The sequence below is a fragment of the Streptomyces sp. SID3343 genome, assembly GCF_009865215.1.
In the GTDB taxonomy this organism is placed as follows: Bacteria; Actinomycetota; Actinomycetes; order Streptomycetales; family Streptomycetaceae; genus Embleya.
In genome coordinates, this window is sequence record NZ_WWJX01001349.1 from 1 (window position 1) to 1,342 (window position 1,342).

Below are 1,342 nucleotides of genomic sequence, written 5' to 3' on the forward strand. Positions count from 1 at the left end.
CGGTGACCGCGGCGGCCGGCCTGGTCGGCTACGGCGTCTCGCGGGCCGACGGCCACGGATGGACCTCGGTGGGCGTGCTCGGGACCCTGCTCGCGGCGGCGCTGTGCGCGGGCGTGTTCGTCCTGGTCGAGCGCGCCGCCGCGCATCCCCTCGTGCCGCGGAGCCTGTGGCGGCTGCCCGCCCTGCGGGTCGGCAACCTGGTGATGGTCCTCATGGGCGCGACGATGACGGCCGCGTTGTTCTTCGTCTCGCTCTACCTCCAACAGATCCTCGGCTACAGCGCGCTGCGCGCGGGGACCGCGATGCTGCCGATGACGGTCGCGCTGATCGCCGGCGGGCTGGCCGCGCGCAAGCTGATCAGCACGTTCGGCCCGCGCCCGTTGCTGGTGTCCGGATCCCTGACCACGACCGTGGGCCTGTTGGTGCTGGCGTGGCTGCCGGCCGACGGCGGCTTCCCGTGGCGCTTCGTACTCGCGTCGGTGATAGCCGGCGCGGGGATCAGCCTGATGCTGCTGCCGGTCACGGTAAGCGCGACTGCGGGCGTCGCCGCACCGGACGCGGGCGCCGCGTCCGGCCTGCTCAACACCTCCCGCCAACTCGGCGGCGCGGTCGGCCTCGCCGTCCTGGTCACCGTCGCCGCGGCGGGTTCACCGAACACGCCGGCGGACGTCCTGCACGGCTACCACGCGGCCTTCGCCGTCGACGCCGCCTTGGTCCTGCTCGTGGTGCCGCTGGCGTTCCTGCTGCCCCGCCGGATTTGAGCGGGGGGCTCGGCGTGCGTTTGCGGGTGGGCGGGTGGTGGTTCCCACCCGCCCACCCGTGCTGTTCGGATCGATGGCTGAGGTTTCAGGGCGCCGGCGACGCCGAATCGGCCTGGTGGCCCGGTCCCACGTTTACCGCTGACCCTTGGCGCCTACGCCTGCGACCGGTGGCCACTTGCCCGCCGGCGACATCGACCCGGCCTCGCGGGCCGGTCCGACGTGGCGGCTGACCCCTTGGTACCTGCGCCTGCGACCGGTGGTGGTGCACTTGCGGGTGAACCGGGTGCGCCCGCAGACGTACCGCCCTACTGGGCCGGCGACACCGAATCGGCCTCGGAACCGGGCCCCGCCAGCGGTTGATTCCTGATGCGTGTGCGTGAACCGTGGTTGCGTCTGCAGGCAGGTCGGGCGCCCCCGCAGGCGCGCTCGCACCCGCAACGCTCGTGCTCTCCAGGCACTGCCTTCGCGGACGGCACGAGCGCCCGCGGGCCCGTACCGCTTGCCCGCAGGATCGTGTCCCCCCGGCTCGCGGGCGCCCTCACGTTGCCGACACCGGCCCGGCCGCACGCGTGCCGGCGCCG

Annotated in this window: 1 protein-coding gene; it reads left to right on the forward strand. The window is 74.1% G+C overall.

Annotated elements, in window-relative coordinates; translation table 11 throughout:
* Window positions 1–761 (forward strand): MFS transporter (locus GT354_RS42705; RefSeq protein WP_161362254.1); only part of this gene is annotated, 761 nt, incomplete at its 5' end.
* Window positions 762–1,342: the final 581 nt, after the last annotated feature.